This window comes from Curtobacterium citreum (assembly GCF_006715175.1).
In the GTDB taxonomy this organism is placed as follows: domain Bacteria; phylum Actinomycetota; class Actinomycetes; order Actinomycetales; family Microbacteriaceae; genus Curtobacterium; species Curtobacterium citreum.
Window position 1 is genome coordinate 958,196 of record NZ_VFMQ01000001.1, and the last position, 17,280, is coordinate 975,475.

Sequence of the window (17,280 nt, forward strand, 5' to 3'; positions counted from 1 at the left end):
CCACGTCACCTGCGATGGGCCGGATCGTCCACGGTGACGGCCCCGTGGCACCCGCTCGGCTCCCGTGCGCCAGGATGGAGGGCATGACCGACCAGCGGATCGCCGTCGTCGTCCTCGCCGCCGGGCAGGGCACGCGCATGAAGTCCTCCACCCCCAAGGTGCTGCACCGCCTCGCCGGCCTGCCCCTCGTCGCCCACGTGCTCCGCACCGCGGCGTCGCTCGAGCCCGAGCACGTCGCCGTGGTGGTCCGGCACGAGCGGGAGCGCGTCGCCGCCGAGGTCGCCGAGCGCGCACCCGGCGCGATCGTCGTCGACCAGGACGACGTCCCCGGCACCGGGCGCGCCGTCGAGGTCGCGGTCCAGGCACTCCCCGCCGACTTCGAGGGCGCCGTGGTCGTGCTCTCCGGCGACGTCCCGCTGCTCGACGCCGCGTCGCTCCGCATGCTCGTGGACGCCCACGCCGGGAACGCCGCGACCCTGGTCAGTGCGATCGCCCCCGACCCGACCGGCCTCGGCCGCGTGGTCCGCGACGCCTCCGGGGCCTTCGTCGCCGTCGTCGAGCACAAGGACGCGACCGACGAGCAGCGCACCATCACCGAGGCGAACGCCGGGATCTACGCGTTCGACGTCGCGCACCTCCGTGCCGTGCTCCCCGGTCTCACGACGGCCAACGCCCAGGGCGAGAAGTACGTCACCGACGTGCCGGCCCTCATCGCCGCGCGCGGCGGAGCGATCGACGTCGTGACCCTCACCGACCCGTGGCTCGTCGCGGGGATCAACGACCGCGCGCAGCTCGCCGACGCCGCCCGGGAGCTCAACGCCCGGATCGTCCGTCGGCACCAGCTCGCCGGCGTCACCGTCCAGGACCCCGCGACGACGTGGATCGACCTGGACGTCACCATCGAGGCCGACGCCGAGGTGCTCCCGGGCACCCAGCTGATCGGCGCCACCGCGATTGCGGCCGGTGCCGTCGTCGGACCGGACACGACCCTGCGCGACACCGAGGTCGGCGCCGGCGCGACCGTGAACCGGGTCGACGCGACGCTCGCCGTGATCGGGGACGGGGCCTCGGTCGGGCCGTTCGCGTACCTGCGGCCGGGCACGATCCTGGGCGACCAGGGCAAGATCGGCACGTTCGTCGAGACCAAGAACGCCGTGATCGGCCGGGGCAGCAAGGTGCCGCACCTGTCCTACATCGGCGACACCGAGGTCGGCGAGGACTCCAACATCGGGGCGAACACCATCACCGCGAACTACGACGGCGTGCACAAGCACCGCACCGAGGTCGGGTCGAACGTGCGGACCGGCTCGCACAACGTGTTCGTCGCCCCGGTTAGGATTGGCGACGGGGCGTACACCGGCGCGGGTACGACCGTCCGCAAGGACGTACCGGCCGGGTCGCTCGCGATCAGCTACGCCCCGCAGCGCAACACCGACGGATGGGTCGAGGAACACCGACCCGGTACGCCGGCGGCCGAGGCGGCTCGGCGCGCGCACGGCGAACAGAACACGGCGACCTGACCCGGCCGTCGGTAGCGACCCCGAGCGGGTCAGGGAGTGAGCACCGCACTTGTCCGGAATCAAGACAACCGGCCAGAAACGACTCGTCCTCGTCTCGGGACGAGCGCACCCGGAGCTCTCGGCGCAGATCGCCGACGAACTCGGGGTCGAGCTGGTCCCGACCGACGCCCGCACCTTCGCGAACGGTGAGCTCTACGCCCGCTTCGACGAGTCGGTCCGCGGCTGCGACGCGTTCGTCATCCAGTCGCACACCGCGCCGATCAACGAGTGGCTCATGGAGCAGCTCATCATGGTCGACGCGCTCAAGCGTGCCTCGGCGAAGCGCATCACGGTCGTGGCGCCCTTCTACCCCTACGCCCGACAGGACAAGAAGGGTCGCGGTCGCGAGCCGATCTCGGCCCGACTGGTCGCCGACCTGTTCAAGGCCGCCGGTGCGCACCGCATCATGAGCGTCGACCTGCACGCCGCCCAGATCCAGGGCTTCTTCGACGGCCCCGTCGACCACCTGTTCGCCATGCCCGTGCTGCTCGAGCGCTTCCAGCAGATCCTCGACCCGGAGACGCTCACCGTCGTGTCGCCGGACATGGGCCGCGTGCGCGTCGCCGACATCTGGTCCGAGAAGCTCGGCGCCCCGCTCGCCATCATCCACAAGCGGCGTGACCCGCTCGTCCCGAACCAGGTCTCCGTGCACGAGATCGTCGGTGACGTCTCCGGCCGCGTCTGCCTGCTCGTCGACGACCTCATCGACACCGGTCGCACGATCGCCAAGGCCGCCGAGGCCCTGAAGGCGAACGGTGCCACCGGCGTCGTCGTCGCGGCGACCCACGCGGTGTTCTCGGACCCGGCGAAGGACCTGCTGCAGAGCGAGTTCATCGACCGCGTCGTCGTCACGGACACCCTGCCGCTGCCGGAGGAGAAGCGCTGGGACCGCCTCGAGGTCCTGCCGATCGCCCCGCTCATCGCCCGCGCGATCCACGAGGTCTTCGACGACGGTTCCGTCACGTCGATGTTCGACGGCGCGGCTTGACCACAGCGCGGGACGCGCTCGCCGCCCGGCTTCGGGCGGCGGGCAGCGTGTTCGCCGAGGACGAGGCCGACCTGCTGCTCGAGGCAGGCGACGGCGATCCGGTCCGCCTGCGTGCCCTGGTGCAGCGGCGCCTCGCCGGTGAGCCGCTCGAGGTCGTCCTCGGCTGGGCGGCCTTCGACGGACACCGGGTCCGCGTCGCCGCAGGGGTCTTCGTGCCCCGGGCACGCACCGCGGTCGTCGTCGAGCAGGCGGCGCGGCGGCTCCACCGCTACGACCGGGTCGTCGACCTGTGCTGCGGGGTCGGCGCGATCTCCGTCGCGCTGCTCGGCCGGGTCGGTGCGCTCGACCTCGTCGCGGCCGACGTGGACCCCGACGCGACCGACGTGGCCGCCGAGAACATCGGGGACCGGGGGATCGTCGTCACGGGTGACCTGTTCGCGCCGCTGCCCGAGCGGTTCCGGGAGGCCGTCGACGTCATCGCCGTGAACGCCCCGTACGTGCCGTCCGGCGAGGTCGCGACGATGCCGTCGGAGGCCCGCGACCACGAGCGGCTCGTCGCCCTCGACGGGGGAGCGGACGGCCTCGACGTGCACCGCCGCATCGCCGACGGGGCCGGGGCGTGGTTGCGCCCGGGCGGGGCGGTCGTCATCGAGGTCTCGGCGGCCCAGTCCGCGGCGTCGGCGGCACTGTTCGCCGCCGACGGGTTCACCGTCGCGGTCGAGCGCGACGACGAGGTCGACGGGACGTGCGTCGTGGCGGTCCGATCGGCCTGACGTCCGGCTGCCGTCCGCGGACCGCCGTCAGTCCGCGCTGACCTGCACGGTGTGCCATCCCGTTGCGCCGTTCGGCGCCGGAGGCCGCTCGACGCTCGTCTGCACCTGCCCGTCGGTCCCCGTGGCGCGGACCTGCAGCCGGTGCGACCCGGCCGTCGGGGTCCACCGCCACACCCACTGCCGCCAGGTGTCGGCGGACGCCGAGTCGGCCAGGGTCGCGTCCTGCCACTCGCCGTCGTCGACCCGGACCTGCACGCCCTTCACCCCGTGGTGCGGCTGCCAGGCGACACCCGCAACGGCGACGGTCTTCCCCGCCGTGAGCGATGCCCCATCCCGAGGCGTGTCGATCCGCGACTCGAGCTTCACCGGACCGCGCTCCGACCAGCCACGCGGGGTCCAGTACCCCTGCGCGTCCGAGAATCGGGTGACCTCGAGCTCGTTCACCCACTTCGTCGCGGAGACGTACCCGAACAGGCCGGGCACGACCATCCGGACCGGGAACCCGTGCTCGGGCGGGAGCGGCTCGCCGTTCATCCCGACGGCGAGCATCGCGGCGGTGTCGGGGTCCTGCAGCACGTCGAGGGGCGTCCCGGCCGAGAAGCCGTCGACGCTCCGGGACAGCACCATGTCGGCGCCGTCGCGGACCCCCGCCCGCGCCAGGAGTTCGCGGATCGGGTACCCGAGCCACAGCGCGTTGCCGATCAGGTCCCCGCCGACCTCGTTCGAGACGCAGCTCAGGGTCGCCATGTGTTCCTCGAGCGGGAGCGCCAGCAGTTCGTCCCAGGTCAGCTCGACCTCACGCTCGACCGCGCCGTGGATCCGCAGCTTCCACTGCGCCGGGTCGACCGACGGCACGCGCAGGGCGGTGTCGATCCGGTAGAAGTCGGCGTTCGGGGTGACGTACGGCGTGATCCCGGACACGTCGAGGGACGCCCCGGCGGGGACGGGCGTCGCCGTGGTCGCGGGCTGCGGCAGGCGGATCGCCCGCCGTGCAGTCGCGGCCGCCTGCATCGCCGAGGTCCCGAGGCGGGACGCGCCACCGACCACGACCGCGGCGACGGCGGTCGCCGCACCCCACACCAGGAAGGTGCGACGTTCGGTCGCCGCCGGTCTGGGCGAGGCCGACGGGACGGCTGCTGCGGCTTCCCACCGCCGGAGCCGACGGAGGAGCAGGCGCAGTACGACGATCGCTGCGACCACGCCGAGGACGCTCGGCAGCCCGTCCCACGTGCCGCTGCCCGACCGCGTGGTGACGGCCGCGAGCGACAGCGCACCACCGACCGCGAACACGAGCGCCCCGAACGGCGGACGTCGACGTTCGAGGACGCCCGCGCCGGCGCTGATGCCCGCCGTGACGACGGCCATCAGGACGAAGAGCGCGGCCTTGTCCCCGGTGCCGAACAGCCCGACCATGAGGTCCTTCGCAGCGGGCGGAGCGAGGTCGATGACGGCGGAACCGACGGCGACGAGCGGACTGCCGGCGCCACCGAGCAGCAGCGCACCGAACTCGGCGACGGCCAGGAACGCGACGACGGCCACGATCCCGCACGCGGCGGCCCACCCGGCCGGGCGGCGGACGGAGGTCCCCGGCGGGAGCGGCTCGGCAGCGGGTGCGGAGGAGGCGGAGGGTGGTGCGGTGCTCACCCGTGCAGCGTAGGTCGGCAGGCCGCCGACGGGCTGACAGGCGGCCGGACGGTGGACGGGCGCCGGCGGCCGACCTGCTGGGGTGGAGCGGGGCTTCCCCGGGCGTTCATCACCTCGTTCCCCGGAACGGGCCAGCGCGGCGACGCCGGACCGTGCGAGGATCGGGATGTGCTGAGCCGACCCGACCGCGTGCCGCGTCGGCAGCGTGCGCAGCAGCGGGCCCAGGAACGAGCCCAGGAACGAGCCCAGCAGCGAGCACAGCGACGTGCACAGCGGCGGTCCCGCCCGGCGGTGTCGGTCGCCCGACGCTTCGCCGCCCTGCGCTGGACGATCGTGGGGATCTGGGTCGCCCTGCTCGTCACCCGCATCGTGGTGTCCACCACCGCGCCGGAGTCCGACCTGTCGTACTTCGGGGTGCTCGAGGCGGTCGCGATCACCGGCGGCCTGGTCCTCATCGCCGTCGCGGTCCTCCGGGCCAGGGCGATCCGACGGCGCCGTGCCGACGAGGCCCTCGCGCTCGCGATCCGGCGCATCGACCCGACCGTCTGGCTCGTCCCCTCGGTACCGACCCAGGAGCTCCGCGACGCCGTGCACGATGCCCGGCCCGAGGCAGCGCTCGGGCAGCGGGTCACCTGGGCGTTCGGCGCCACCGAGGCGTCGCTCTGGGAACTCGAGGAGCGCCGCGCGACCCGGCTGCTCGTGATCCGCTGGAGCCGGATGGTGCACGTCGGACTCGAGGACGTCGTCGGGGAACGGAGCGCCACGGCGATCGCGCTGCACTACGTCCGGCCGGACGACACGACCGCGGTCGCCACGTTCTTCGTCCGCTCGGCTCCGGGGTCGCAGCGCCTGCTCGGCCGTGGTCCGCGGCTCGAGCGGCTCGTCGCCGACCTGGCCCGCGAGCGCATCGTCGCCTGAACGACCAGACACAGGCACGGGAACGGGCGAGGAGCCTGCGCTCCCCGCCCGTCGGCCGGTCCGGACCCGTCAGTGCGTCGACGGCTCCTGTTCGACCTCGCGCCGGTCGTCGTCGGACCACAGCGTGTGGAACGTGCCGTCCTTGTCGATGCGCTGGTAGGTGTGCGCCCCGAAGAAGTCACGCTGCCCCTGGATCAGCGCCGCGGGGAGCCGGTCCGAGGCGAGGGAGTCGTAGTACGCCAGCGCCGACGAGAAGCCCGGCGCCGGGATCCCGGACGCGACCGCGATGCCGACGATCCGCCGCCAGGCCGCTTCGCCCTCGGCGACGGCGTCCGCGAAGTACGGGTCGACCAGCAGCGACTCGAGCGCCGGGTTCTTGTCGTACGCCTCGACGATGCGGTTGAGGAACTGCGCCCGGATGATGCAGCCACCGCGCCAGATCTTCGCGACCGCGCCCAGGTCGATGTCCCAGTCGTACTCCTCGGCGCCGGCGATGATGAGGTCGAAGCCCTGCGCGTACGCGACGACCTTCGATGCGTACAGCGCCGCACGGACGTCGTCGGCGAACGAGTCCGGCACCTCGGCGATGTCCGGTCGGTTCTCCACGCTCCGCTGCACCGCGGCACGCTGGGTCGGCTTCGACGACACCGCACGGGCGAAGACCGCCTCGCCGATGCCCGACACCGGGATGCCCAGACCAACGGCGTTCTGCACGGTCCAGACGCCGGTGCCCTTGGAGCCGGCCTCGTCCCGGATGACGTCGACGAGCGGCTTCCCGGTGTCGGCGTCCTGCTGCTTGAGGACCTCGCCGGTGATCTCGATCAGGTACGACTCCAGGTCGCCCTTGTTCCACTCGTCGAACACCTGCACGAGCTGCTCGACGGAGTACCCGCCGACGCGACGGAGCAGGTCGTAGGACTCCGCGATGAGCTGCATGTCGGCGTACTCGATGCCGTTGTGCACCATCTTCACGAAGTGGCCGGCGCCGTCGGAGCCGATGTGCGTCACACACGGCTCGCCCTCGGCCACGGCGGCGATCGACTTCAGGATCGGTCCGAGGGTCTCCCAGGCCTCCTTCGAGCCGCCGGGCATGATCGACGGGCCGTTGAGCGCGCCTTCTTCGCCGCCGGAGATGCCGGTACCGACGAAGTTCAGGCCTTTCTCGCGCAGGTCGTGCTCGCGACGGATGGTGTCGTGGAAGTTCGCGTTGCCGCCGTCCACGATGATGTCGCCCTCCTCGAACCGCTCCGCGAGCTGGTCGATGACGGCGTCGGTGCCCTTGCCGGCCTGCACCATGATGATCGCGGTCCGGGGCTTCGACAGCGACGCGACGAACCCGTCGATGTCCTCTGATGCGATGAACCCGGCGTCGCCGTGTTCCTGCATGAGTTCCTCGGTCCGGGCGTAGGTGCGGTTGTAGACCGCGACCGTGTTGCCCTCGCGCGAGGCGAGGTTGCGTGCGAGGTTCGAGCCCATCACCGCGAGGCCGATGACCCCGATGTTCGCCTGTCCGTCGTGCTCTGCCACCTGGGTCTCCTTCGTCCTGGATGTTCGGTGCCCAACCTACGAGCCGGACCCTGGGGTCGCACGAGTGTGACGGCAACTGGGGACGGGAATCGGACGTGCTCCTACTGTGGAGGGATGAACGACGTCGCCGTCCTCCCGCCCGTGCTCGTGATGGGGGTCTCCGGCTCCGGCAAGTCGACGATCGGACAGGCGCTCGCCGACGCCCTCGCCGGTCAGGGGCAGCCGAGCGAGTTCGTCGACGCGGACGACCTGCACCCCGCCGCGAACAAGGAGAAGATGCGGCAGGGCACGCCGCTGACCGACGAGGACCGCTGGCCGTGGCTCGACGCCTGCGCGGCCAGGATCGCGGCGGTGCAGGCCTCGGGTCGCCGCTGCGTGATGGCGAACTCGGCGCTCAAGCGCGTGTACCGGGACCGGCTCCGGTCCGCCGCCCCGGACCTGGTCATCGCCTTCCTCGACGGCTCGCACGACCTCATCGCCGAGCGGCAGTCGCACCGGCACCACGAGTACATGCCGACGTCGCTGCTCGACTCGCAGTTCGCGACGCTCGAGCGGCCGGAGCCCGACGAGGCCGCCGTCGCGGTGTCGATCGACGGCTCCGTCGACGACACCGTGGCGACGATCAGGTCGGCGCTGTCGGTCACCTCCGGCTGAGCTCGGCGAGCCGCCCGCGGTACTCCTCGGCGTCGATGTCGCCCCGGGCGAAACGGTCCGCGAGCACGGACCGGGCATCGGAGCGCGCCCGCCAGGACCCGCGGCGGAGGACGCCGAAGACGACGCCGAGCGCCACGAGCGCCAGGAAGAAGAACAGCGGGAGCGCGAGGAACGGGAAGCCGGGTCCGTGGGCGTACGGACCGACGGCGGCGGTGGACGAGAGTGCGGGGATCACGATGGCCTCCTGTGGTTGCGTGGTCGTCGCTGGTGCGACAGGACGAGCCTCCGGCCTGGAGGCACGGCGCGCGTCCGCCGACCGGGCCCACTTCCGGCTGCTCCCGCAGTCGCGACGACGCCACTCCTGCACAGGCGACTCCGCCCGGGGGAGTAGTCCACAGATGGTGCGGCGGCCCGACGCCCCGGCGCGCTGCCGCCCCTAGGCTCGCCCCGTGACCACCGACGCCCCCGCTCCGACCACCGGCGATCGCCGCCGGTCCTCGGGGAGCCCGCGGTTCGCCCGCGTCGGTCGGGTGCTCCCCGTCGCGGTCGTGCAGGTCGCCGGGACCCTGCTCGCGTCGCGCATCAGCGGCGGACCCCCGCGAGGGCAACGTCCCCCCTGGGCGGGCGCCGGCGTCGTGGTCGAGCCCGTGGACGTCGTCCCGCTCGCGGTCGTGCTGCTCGTGGCGGGCGTGCTCGTGCTGCCCTGGCGATGGTCGTTCCCGCGGAGCGTCCTCGCCGTCACGCTCGCGACGACCGTGGGGTACGCCCTGCTGGTGTCGCCCCGCGGCCCGTTCGTGGCGGCGCTGACGATGGCGATGGCGAACGCCTGGTTCCGCGGGCACCGGCGCTCGGTCCTCGCCGCGGCGGTCGTCGCCGTCGGGCTGCTGCCGTCCGCCGACCTGCTGACGGCTCGATCGCCCCTGTACAGCATCGACGCCGCCGTCCTCGCGCTCGCCTGGGTGACCGTGACGATCGTCGTCACCGAACTCGCCCGTGTCCGTCTCGAACGGGTCGCCGAGCGTCGGCGTGCCCGGGCCGAGGCCGAGCAGCAGCGCGCCAGGGACGAGCGCGTCCGGATCGCGCGGGAGCTGCACGACTCGGTCGCGCACAGCATGTCGCTCATCAACCTGCAGGCAGGGGTGGCGCTGCACCTCGGCGCGACCCTGCCTCCGGGGACGCGGGACTCACTGACGAGCATCCGGGACACCAGCCGCGAAGCCCTCGTCGAACTCCGGACGATCCTGGGGGTGTTGCGCTCGGCGGACGGCGCCGGTCCCGACCCCGACGGCCGGGTCGTGCCGGAGCGGAACCCGGTGCCGGGGCTCGACCGGGTCCCGGACCTCGTCGACCGTGCGCGGGCGGCGGGCATCGACGTGACCGCACGGGTCGAGGGCGACCCGACGACCGTCGGCGGCGTGGTGGACCGCAACGCCTTCCGGATCGTGCAGGAGTCCGTGACGAACGTGATGAAGCACGCGCCGGGCCACCGCGTCGACGTCACCGTCTCGGTGGGCGCCGAGGTGCTCGACCTCGTCGTCCAGGACCACCCGCTGCCCGGAGCCGTCCAGCGGTCGACCCGGCTCGGGGAGTCGGGCAACGGGCTCATCGGGATGCGCGAGCGCGCCGACGCGGTGGGCGGCACGATGACGGCCGGACCGACCCCGGACGGCGGGTGGCGGGTGGCCGCGCGCCTGCCCGTGCCGACGAACCGGCCACCAGACCGATCCGAGGAGCCAGCATGACCGACCCGAGCCCCGCAGGCCCGAGCCCCGCAGGCCCGACTTCCGCAGGTTCGACCCCTGCCGACGATGGGGGCGAGCAGATCCGCGTCCTGCTCGTCGACGACCAGGTGCTCGTCCGGGCTGGGCTCCGCGCGCTCGTCGACGCCGAACCGGGCATGACGGTGGTCGGCGACGCGGGCGACGGCGACGCCGCGGTCGACGCCGTCCGTCGGGAGCGTCCGGACGTGGTCCTCATGGACATCCGCATGCCGGGCTCCGACGGCCTCGAGGCGACGAGACGCATCGCCGCGGACCCGGAGCTCGACAGCGTTCACGTCGTCGTCCTCACCACCTTCGAGGAGGACGCCTACGTGTTCGAGGCGATCCGCGGTGGTGCCGCCGGCTTCCTCGTGAAGGACACCGAGCCCGCGGAGCTCCTCCGGGCGATCCGCACCGTGCAGGCGGGGGAGTCCCTGCTGTCCCCGGGGGCGACCCGGTCCCTCGTCGCCGCCTACGCCGCGCACGCGAAGCCGAGCGCCCTCGCCCCGTCGCTCGACGTGCTGACGGAGCGGGAACGCGAGGTCATGCAGCTCGTCGCCCTCGGACTCACCAACACCGAGATCGCCGAGCGCCTGTTCGTCAGCCCGATGACCACGAAGACCCATGTGGCCCGCGCGATGATCAAGCTCGGCGCCCGCGACCGCGCTCAGCTCGTCGTCTTCGCCTACGAGACCGGCCTGGCCACCCCCGGCTGGCAGCCCTGACGACCACCTGCCGCGACGGCGGGCGACATCACCCCGCCCGCACCGCGCTGACCGCCAGGTGCGGCCGCACCCCCTCGTCCTCGCGCTCCCGCACGTCGACGACGGTGAACCCCGCGTCCTCGACCGCCGCGACCAGGCGCTCCTCCGGCCACCGCCACGCCGTCGTCACCGCGTGGTCGAACGGCTCCAGGACGGCACCGGCGAAGGCGCCGACGAGCAGCCCGCCACCGGCGTCGAGCACCCGGTGGAACTCCGCGAGGGCGACCGGGACGGCATCCGGCTCGTGGTGCACGAGCGAGTACCACGAGAGCACCCCGCCCACGCTCCCGGCCGGCAGCCCGGTCGACTCGAGCGTGGCCCGGCGCACCTCCACGTCCGGAGCCGTCCGCCGCGCGATCGCGACGAACGCCGGGACCGCGTCGAGCCCGACGACCCGGTGTCCGAGCCCGGCCAGGTGTGCGGTCCAGTGCCCGGGCCCGCATCCGGCGTCGACCACGACGCCGTGGCAGCCGGCCGCCCACTGCTCGACGTGGGTCCGGTCCGCCACGTGCACGGCCTCCATCGACCCGAGCACGGCCGCGTACTCGTCCGCCCGGGCGGCGTACGCCCGCTGCACCCGCTCGTCCGCCCGCTGCACCCGCGAAGCCGCCCGCTCGACCATCCGACGACCGTACCCGTCGGCCGCCGGATCGGCCGGCGACGAGCACCGGGTCAGAGCTTGAACGTCGCCCGCGGGATGTCCGACACGATCCGGTGGGCGGTGCGCACCGCGTCCTCCTCGCTGAGCTGGTGCGACACGACGAGCGAGGCCAGGTACGCCGCGTCCGCCCGCCGCGCCATGTCGTGCCGCGCCGGGATCGAGCAGTAGGCCCGGGTGTCGTCGATGAACCCGGACGTCTTCGTGAACGACGCCGAGTCGGTGACCGCGGCGCGGTACCGGCCGATCGCCGCCGGGGTGTCGATGAACCACCACGGCGCTCCGGCGTAGACGGCCGGGTAGAAGCCGGCGAGCGGCCCGATCTCGCGCGAGAACACCGTCTCGTCGACCGTGAAGAGCACGAGGTGGAACCCGGGGGCGGTGCCGAAGGCCTCGAGGAGCGGCCGGAGCGGCTCGGTGAAGGACCCGACCGCGGGCAGGTCGTGCCCGGTGTCCGGCCCGAAGCGCTCGAGCGTCGGCCGGTGGTGGTTTCGGTGCACGCCGGGGTGCAGCTGCATGACCAGCCCGTCCTCGACGCTCATCTCCGCCCAGCGGTAGAGCATGTCGTGCCGGTAGGCGACGGCGTCCGCCTCGGTCAGGGACGCCGGGCCGCGCAGCGCCGTGGTGTGGATGCGCTCCCGTGCCGCCGTGGAGAGCGGGGTCGAACCCGCGTCGAGCACGCCGGTGTCCGTCGCGGTCGCGCCGTGCTCGATGAAGTACCGCCGTCGCGCGCGCAGCGCGGCGAGCAGGCCCGCGTGGGTGCCCGTGTCGATGCCCGCGGCCTGACCGATGGACGTGACCACGTGCCTCCAGTCCGGTCGGGACGGGTCGAAGACCGCGTCCGCGCGGAAGGTGGGCAGCACCCGTCCACGGAAGGACGGGTCGGCGGCGAGCCGCGCGTGCGCGGCGAGGTCCGCGGTCGGGTCGTCGGTGGTGGCGAGGACCTCGATGCGGAAGGTGTCGAAGAGCGCCCGCGGACGGAACGCGGGCGTGGTCAGCAGCTCCGCCAGGTGGTCGTACTGCGCGTCGGCGTTCTCGGCCGACGGCTGCTCCGTCAGACCGAAGACGTCGTGCAGCTCCGTCTCGAACCAGTACCGGACGGGCGTGCCGGCGAAGTCGTCCCAGTGCGCGGCCAGCCGGTGCCAGATCTGTCGACCGTCGGGGACGGACCCGTCGCCGGAGCGGTCCGGTCGTCCCAGTTCGTCGAGGCCGACGCCGTTGGCGTGGAGCAGCCGCAGCACGTAGTGGTCGGGCGTGACGAGCAGCGACGCGGGGTCGGCGAACGGCTGGTCGTCCGCGATCAGGGCCGCGTCGACGTGCCCGTGGGGGGAGATGATCGGCGCGTCCGCGACGGCCTGGTACACGGTCCGGGCGACGGTCCGCGCGGCGGGGTCGGCGGCGAACAGCCGGTCGGGGTGCGGGGCGAGCGGGGTGGCGGTGCTGGTCCGGGTCATCGTCGACTCCTTCAGGACGGACGGCGGGCGGTGGCCGGTGCGGGGCCGGTGGACTCCCGCACGGTCAGGTGGGTGGGCAGGGCGACGGCGCTCGCCGGGTGGTCGCCGACCGGGTCGCCGAGCGGATCGTCGGACGGGGACGCGCCGAGCCGACCGAGCAGCATCCGGATGGCGACCTGTCCGGCACGCTCGATCGGCGACGTCATCGTGGTGAGCGGTGGGTTGCAGAAGTCGGCACCGAAGATGTCGTCGCACCCGACGACGGACATGTCGTCCGGGACGCGGACGCCGCGCTCCCGCAGTCGGGTGAGCATGCCGATGGCGATGAGGTCGTTGAACGCGATGCAGGCCGTCGCGTCCGCGTGGACGGCGGCGTCGGCAGCGGCGGCACCGGAGTCGACGAACGGCGCGTGCGGGCCGATCCGTGCGACCCGGACACCCAGGCGCTTCCCCACGCGGACGAGCGCCCGCCAGCGGCGTTCGTTCGACCACGAGCTGTCCGGACCGGCGACGTACAGCACGTCCCGGTGACCGAGCGACACGAGGTGCTGCACGGCCTGCTCGACCCCGCCGGGGGTGTCGATGAGCACCGAGGGGACCCCCGCCGGTCGGCGGTTCACGACGACGAGCGGCGTCCGCTCCGCGAACCGGGCGATCTGCGCGTCGGACAGGCGGGACGCGGTGAGCACCGCGCCGTCGGCCTTCGTCGCGATCGCGCTCAGGGCCGCGAGCTCCGCCTCGGCCGACTCCTCGGTGTCGACGAGCAGCTGCGTCCACCCGGCGGCGGCGAGCTGGTGCTGCGTGCCACGGATGACGTCGAAGTAGAAGGGGTTCGTGATGTCCGAGACGAGCACGGCGACGGCCCGGGTGCGACCGGACGTCAGGGCCCGTGCCTGCTGGTTCGGGACGTAGCCGAGCTCCCGCGCCGCGTCCTGGATCCGCTGCTGCGTGGCGCGGTTCACCCGGTCGGGCAGGGACAGCGCACGGGACACCGTCGACGGGGCCACACCGGTCGCGTCGGCGATGTCCCGGATCGTCACCCGCCGAGCGGTGTCGGTGTCTGCGCTGCTCACGGTGGTGACGCTAAGCCGCCGTGGCAACAAGTGGCAACCGGTTGCCGCATGTTGCCACGGAGCGGGACAGTGGGGCGCACAGCCGGCAGCGCCGCCGGTCGGCCGGGCTCAGCCCGGTGGAGGCTTCGAGGAGGAAACCCCCGCATGAGCACAGGAAGACGCAGGACCCGCGCCCTCGTCGGTGCCGCCGTCGTCGCAGTCGCCGCCCTCACGCTCCAGGGCTGCGCGATCGTGAACGGCAGCGGCGACGACCCGAACACCCTCCGCGTGATGATGGGCGCGGACACCACCTACCCCAAGGAGCGCAAGCAGTGGCAGCAGGAGACCGCTGCCGAGTTCGAGCGCACCACGGGCGCCCGGATCCAGTGGGAGACGTACTCCTCCGCGCAGGAGGAGCTGACCGCCATCCAGACGAGCGTCATCTCCGGACAGGGCCCCGACGTCTACGCGATCGGCACGACGTTCACCCCCACCGCGTACGCCACCGGCGCCTTCGTCGAGATGGGCAGCAAGGAGTGGCGGGCGGTCGGCGGCAAGGACCAGTTCGACGCCGCCTCGCTCGGCATCTCCGGGCCGAGCGCGTCGAAGCAGATCGGCATCCCGTTCGCCAGCCGGCCGTTCGTGATGGCGGTCAACAAGGACCTGCTCGCCCAGGCGGGCATCACCGACCTGCCGACCACCTGGGACGAGCTCACCGCGGACGCGAAGGCGACCACCCGTGACGGCCACTTCGGCATGGCGATCGCCTACGCCGACGGGTTCGACCCGTGGAAGTTCGTCTGGGGCATGGCGCAGAACGCCGGCAACACGATCGTCGACGGCTCGAAGGCGGAGATCTCCGCGGACGCCGTCGAGAACGCCTACCGCACCTACTTCGACTGGGTGACGAAGGACGGCGTCGTCGACCAGGCCGCGATCGGCTGGAACAACGCCCAGGCCCTCGCCCAGTTCGCGGACGGCAAGGCCGCGTTCTTCCCGATGACGACCACGACGTCGCTGAACACCCTCAAGGGCTCGGCGGTCGACGGCAAGTACGAGTACGCGCTCCTGCCGACGGTGCCCCCTGGTGCGACCGAGCGTCCGGCCGACGGGATCGAGGCGGCGAGCATCCTGTCCGGCGACAACCTCGTCGTCGCCGACTACGGCAAGAAGCAGGACCTGTCCTTCGACTTCGTCAAGCAGGTCTCGTCACCGGCGGCCCAGGAGCGCTACTTCGAGCTGTTCGGGCAGCTGCCGACCAACACGCAGGCCGCGCAGACCATCGCGCAGGAGAACCCCGACCTCGCTCCGATCGTCCAGGCCGGCAAGCTCTCGAAGCCCACCGCCTTCACCGGCGCGTGGTCCGACATCCAGCTCTCGCTCGTCGACGTCGTCGTGCAGTCCATCCCGTCGCTGAAGAGCGGCGAGGTGACCGACGACCAGCTCCGGAAGCGGCTCGACGCCGCACAACGGGACGCCCAGGCAACCCTGGACCGGCAGAAGAACGGAGGCCTGTGATGACGCAGGTCCGGCCACACGGCAAGACACCCCTCTACAAGCGCGAGCGCCCCCTGTGGATGCTCCTGCCCGGCGGTGTCCTCATGCTCGTCGTCATCGTCGTGCCGCTCCTGGTGGGCGTGTACATCGCGATGCTCGACCTCGACCAGTACACCCTCCGCGAGTGGTTCAGCGCCCCGTTCGTCGGCCTCGCCAACTTCGCCGAGGCGTTCACGGACTCGCCGCTCCTGCACTCGGTCTGGATCTCGGTGTCGCTGTCCGTGCTCGTCACGGCCGTCACCGTCCCGATCGGCGTCGCCGCGGCGATCTCCACGCAGAACCGGTTCCCCGGACGCGGACTCGTCCGCTCGGTCTACCTCATCCCGTACGTGCTCCCGGCCTTCGTCGTCGGCACGTTCTTCCGCACGATGCTCCAACCGCAGGGCGTCGTGAACACGGTGCTCGGCACGGACGTGCTGTGGCTGAACGGCTCGGCGTCCTACTGGGCCCTGGCCGGCGTGATGATCTGGACGAGCTGGCCCTTCGTCTACCTGCTCTCGCTCGCGGGGCTGCAGGCGGTCGACAACGAGGTGCACGAGGCCGCGGCACTCGACGGCGTCACGTGGTGGGCGAAGCTGCGGTACATCGTCTTCCCGTACCTCCGCGGACCGCTCAGCCTCGCGGTGATCATCTCGATCCTCCACAACATCAACAACTTCACGCTGCCGTTCGTGCTGTTCGGCATCCCGCTGCCCTCGAGCGTCGAGGTCATGCCCGTCCTGACGTACATCGCGAGCTTCCAGTCGTTCCGCTTCGGGCTCTCCGCGGCGATGGCGATCTGCTCGCTCGTGATCGTCGCCATCCCGCTGTTCGTGTACCTGCGGGCCGTCAAGCTCGACACCGGTGACGACGCCGGCCCCAGCCGCAAGCAGCGCCGCAGCGACCGGCTGACCCTCGCAGCAGCGACCCCGGCCGCCGCCGCCGACCTCGACGGAGCCCGCGCATGAGCGCCTTCAGCACCACCCGCACCCGGCCCACCGCGACGCTCACCGAGAGCATCACCACCGGGGGCGCCCGGAAGCGCACCAAGCGCCCGTACGACACCGACGTCACCCGGCTCCTGCCCCGGTGGCTCCTGGTCGTCGTGATCGCCGTCATCATCGCGTTCATCGCCGCGCCGGTGCTCTACATCCTGTTCGGCTCGGTCAACTCGGACGTCGCGGTCGCCCGCGGCGAGTACTTCCCGTCCGAGTTCACGCTGGCGAACTACGTCGAGATCTGGAACACCGTCGCCCTCGGCCAGGGGCTGGTGAACTCGCTCCTGACCGCCGGGGCCGTGGCCGTCGCGAGCGCCGCGCTCGCCGTGTCGACCGCCTACGTCCTGGTCCGGTTCCGGTTCCTCGGCCGGCTCACGATCCTGCGCGGGCTCCTCGCCCTGCAGTCCATCCCCGGGACCCTCCTGCTCCTGCCGGTGTTCGTCGTCTTCGCGAACATCGCGAGCGCGACCGGTGTGCAGGTCATCGGCACCCGCTGGGGCCTCTTCGTCACCTACCTGACGTTCGCGCTGCCGTTCTCGACGTGGGTCATGGTGACCTACCTCCGCGGTCTGCCGAAGGAACTCGAAGAGGCGGCGCGCATCGACGGCGCCTCGAGCGGACGCATCCTGCGGAGCGTCGTCCTGCCGCTGTCGTGGCCCGGGATCGTCGTGTCGGCGATCTTCGCCTTCCTGCTCGGCTGGAACGACGTGCTGTTCAGCACGATCATGACGACCCCGAACACCCGCACCGTCGCGGTCGTCCTGCAGGTGCTCGGCACCACGCAGGAGGGCGGCGCCGTCCCGATCTACGGCCAGATGATGGCCGCCTCGATCGTGTGCGCCGTGCCGGTCGTCGCGCTCTACCTGATCTTCCAGCGCTACCTGGTCGGCGGCCTGACGGCCGGCTCCGTCAAGTAGCGAACGCAACCAGACGACGGACAGGAGGCGCGGTGCCAGCCCGCCCCGCGCCTCCCGTCCGGTCTCACGAAGGGAACG

At 72.5% G+C, this 17,280-nt stretch carries 16 protein-coding genes; 10 read left to right on the plus strand and 6 right to left on the minus strand.

Annotation, left to right across the window (positions count from 1 at the left end; genetic code table 11):
* Window positions 1–83 precede the first annotated feature (83 nt).
* From glmU to FB462_RS04700, 3 genes are read left to right on the plus strand one after another with little or no spacing between them, the layout of a single operon-like run.
* Window positions 84–1,520 carry a bifunctional UDP-N-acetylglucosamine diphosphorylase/glucosamine-1-phosphate N-acetyltransferase GlmU gene (glmU, locus tag FB462_RS04690; protein ID WP_141860460.1) on the plus strand — a complete coding sequence of 479 codons (1,437 nt, stop codon included), beginning with the start codon at window positions 84–86 and terminating at the stop codon, window positions 1,518–1,520.
* A gap of 49 nt (window positions 1,521–1,569) precedes the next feature.
* Entirely contained in the window at window positions 1,570–2,547 is a 978-nt protein-coding gene (locus tag FB462_RS04695; RefSeq protein WP_114848877.1) for a ribose-phosphate diphosphokinase, read from the plus strand.
* On the plus strand, window positions 2,544–3,320 hold the full coding sequence (locus tag FB462_RS04700) for a putative protein N(5)-glutamine methyltransferase (RefSeq protein ID WP_141860462.1): 777 nt from the start codon (window positions 2,544–2,546) through the stop codon (window positions 3,318–3,320). Before FB462_RS04695 ends, FB462_RS04700 begins: the two co-directional genes overlap by 4 nt.
* A gap of 27 nt (window positions 3,321–3,347) precedes the next feature.
* Here the strand turns inward: FB462_RS04700 and FB462_RS04705 are convergent, their stop codons facing one another.
* Window positions 3,348–4,964 carry a molybdopterin-dependent oxidoreductase gene (locus FB462_RS04705; RefSeq protein ID WP_141860464.1) on the minus strand — a complete coding sequence of 539 codons (1,617 nt, stop codon included), beginning with the start codon at window positions 4,962–4,964 and terminating at the stop codon, window positions 3,348–3,350.
* A 291-nt stretch (window positions 4,965–5,255) separates the two neighbouring features.
* On the opposite strand from FB462_RS04705, the gene FB462_RS04710 reads away from it, so the two are divergent.
* Complete coding sequence (locus FB462_RS04710) at window positions 5,256–5,882, plus strand: hypothetical protein (RefSeq protein ID WP_167510015.1); 627 nt, start codon at window positions 5,256–5,258, stop codon at window positions 5,880–5,882.
* Between the two features lie 69 nt (window positions 5,883–5,951).
* Here FB462_RS04710 and gndA read toward each other — a convergent pair whose 3' ends face one another.
* A complete protein-coding gene (gene gndA, locus FB462_RS04715; RefSeq protein WP_141860468.1) occupies window positions 5,952–7,409 on the minus strand; it encodes an NADP-dependent phosphogluconate dehydrogenase in 1,458 nt (485 codons plus the stop codon).
* A gap of 114 nt (window positions 7,410–7,523) precedes the next feature.
* Here gndA and FB462_RS04720 point away from each other — a divergent pair, with 114 nt between their 5' ends.
* Window positions 7,524–8,063: a gluconokinase gene (locus FB462_RS04720; protein WP_141860470.1), complete on the plus strand. Its 540-nt coding sequence runs from the start codon at window positions 7,524–7,526 to the stop codon at window positions 8,061–8,063.
* Here the strand turns inward: FB462_RS04720 and FB462_RS04725 are convergent.
* The gene (locus FB462_RS04725; RefSeq protein ID WP_229666769.1) at window positions 8,050–8,298 is read right to left on the minus strand and encodes an SHOCT domain-containing protein; all 249 of its coding nucleotides are present in this window, start codon (window positions 8,296–8,298) and stop codon (window positions 8,050–8,052) included. The two genes, FB462_RS04720 and FB462_RS04725, sit on opposite strands and share 14 nt — an antisense overlap.
* A gap of 214 nt (window positions 8,299–8,512) precedes the next feature.
* On the opposite strand from FB462_RS04725, the gene FB462_RS04730 reads away from it, so the two are divergent.
* Both FB462_RS04730 and FB462_RS04735 read left to right on the plus strand, forming a co-directional pair.
* Window positions 8,513–9,805, plus strand: coding sequence for a sensor histidine kinase (locus FB462_RS04730; protein WP_114848883.1), 1,293 nt, complete (start codon window positions 8,513–8,515; stop codon window positions 9,803–9,805).
* The gene (locus FB462_RS04735) at window positions 9,802–10,548 is read left to right on the plus strand and encodes a response regulator transcription factor (protein WP_141860472.1); all 747 of its coding nucleotides are present in this window, start codon (window positions 9,802–9,804) and stop codon (window positions 10,546–10,548) included. Before FB462_RS04730 ends, FB462_RS04735 begins: the two co-directional genes overlap by 4 nt.
* 28 nt (window positions 10,549–10,576) lie before the next feature.
* On the opposite strand, the gene FB462_RS04740 is transcribed toward FB462_RS04735, so the two are convergent.
* From FB462_RS04740 to FB462_RS04750, 3 genes are read right to left on the minus strand one after another with little or no spacing between them, the layout of a single operon-like run.
* The gene (locus tag FB462_RS04740; protein ID WP_141860474.1) at window positions 10,577–11,209 is read right to left on the minus strand and encodes a class I SAM-dependent methyltransferase; all 633 of its coding nucleotides are present in this window, start codon (window positions 11,207–11,209) and stop codon (window positions 10,577–10,579) included.
* Window positions 11,210–11,259: 50 nt separating this feature from the next.
* Window positions 11,260–12,699: a glucuronate isomerase gene (uxaC, locus tag FB462_RS04745; protein WP_141860476.1), complete on the minus strand. Its 1,440-nt coding sequence runs from the start codon at window positions 12,697–12,699 to the stop codon at window positions 11,260–11,262.
* 11 nt (window positions 12,700–12,710) lie between these two features.
* Window positions 12,711–13,772: a LacI family DNA-binding transcriptional regulator gene (locus FB462_RS04750; RefSeq protein ID WP_141860478.1), complete on the minus strand. Its 1,062-nt coding sequence runs from the start codon at window positions 13,770–13,772 to the stop codon at window positions 12,711–12,713.
* A gap of 144 nt (window positions 13,773–13,916) precedes the next feature.
* On the opposite strand from FB462_RS04750, the gene FB462_RS04755 reads away from it, so the two are divergent.
* From FB462_RS04755 to FB462_RS04765, 3 genes are read left to right on the plus strand one after another with little or no spacing between them, the layout of a single operon-like run.
* Window positions 13,917–15,269, plus strand: a complete 1,353-nt coding sequence (locus tag FB462_RS04755) for an ABC transporter substrate-binding protein (protein WP_141860480.1) — start codon at window positions 13,917–13,919, stop codon at window positions 15,267–15,269.
* A complete protein-coding gene (locus FB462_RS04760) occupies window positions 15,269–16,255 on the plus strand; it encodes a carbohydrate ABC transporter permease (RefSeq protein WP_141860483.1) in 987 nt (328 codons plus the stop codon). The genes FB462_RS04755 and FB462_RS04760 overlap by 1 nt, the downstream gene beginning before the upstream one ends.
* Window positions 16,252–17,202, plus strand: coding sequence for a carbohydrate ABC transporter permease (locus tag FB462_RS04765; protein ID WP_058742280.1), 951 nt, complete (start codon window positions 16,252–16,254; stop codon window positions 17,200–17,202). The genes FB462_RS04760 and FB462_RS04765 overlap by 4 nt, the downstream gene beginning before the upstream one ends.
* The last annotated feature ends 78 nt before the right edge of the window (window positions 17,203–17,280 follow it).